Origin of the sequence: Methanobrevibacter curvatus (assembly GCF_001639295.1) — an archaeon.
Lineage (GTDB): Archaea > Methanobacteriota > Methanobacteria > Methanobacteriales > Methanobacteriaceae > Methanoflexus > Methanoflexus curvatus.
This window is the reverse complement of record NZ_LWMV01000102.1, coordinates 1-1,085: the sequence shown is the minus strand read 5'-3', so window position 1 is coordinate 1,085 and position 1,085 is coordinate 1. Positions and strand designations below refer to the sequence as shown.

The window sequence follows — 1,085 nt, the reverse complement described above, 5'->3', positions numbered from 1 at the left end:
CAACCAGGCACAGATAATTTTGTTCAAGGAGGAGCAATAAGATCTGGTACAACAAATTTAACAATCATAGACTCAACATTTACTAACAATTTCGCCCTAAATGACGGAGGAGCCATTTCCATAGCCAGTGGAACAGGAACTAAAATCATAAACTGTAAATTCATTAATAACAGTGCAAATATAGGTGGAGCAATCAGAATCTCTGATTGCGAAGTAACTATTAGCAACTCCATATTTAATCAAAATAATGCAAACAGTATAGGGGGAGCAATATTCATATTTAATGGAACAGCCACAATATTAAACTCTAACTTCACCTCTAACAAAGCAAATAACGGTGGAGCATTAGAATTATACAACAGAACCACTAATGACAACAAAATAATCATCTTAAAAAACTTAATCTTTGACTCCAATACTGCCACAAACATGGGTGGAGCAATTCATACTATAATTCCAATTAAATATCTAAATGACTCTACATTTAAAAACAATTCTGCTATAGACGGCGGAGGAATCTATTCTTTAAATGATTTACAAATTAATGCAGTTAACTTCTCACAAAATACTGCTACCACCTCTGGCGGAGCAATTTATGCAAATGGTCAAATAATCATTTCTTCTAAATCTAATTTTATATCTAACAATGCAAATAATGGTGGAGCCATATATGCTCTTAAGGATTTAAATATTTCTAACTCCATATTTAGCAAAAATAATGCATCTAATAATGGTGGAGCATTATATATCAATGGAGGAACAACTAGAATACTAAGCAACTCAAATTTCTCATCCAATAATGGTGTCAGCGGTGGTGCGATTTATTCTAATGGTGTATTAAGTATTGTTTCAGCTAATTTTAGTGATAATTTTGCATCTGACAGTGGTGGAGCTATTTATTCCCTTAAAAACTTACAAATTTCTTCATCTAAGTTTAATGGAAACAATGCATCCAATGATGGTGGTGCATTGTATTTAAATGGTGGAGTTACAGCTATTACTGGTAAATCTAGTTTTAATGACAATAAAGCTATTAATGGTGGTGGAATTTACACTAATTCTAATTTAACCATTAACTCTATTGA

The 1,085-nt window shown here is 32.2% G+C and carries 1 pseudogene; it reads left to right on the top strand.

What is annotated here, in order from left to right:
- Window positions 1–1,085: pseudogene (locus tag MBCUR_RS02455) on the top strand (hypothetical protein); the annotation flags it as partial.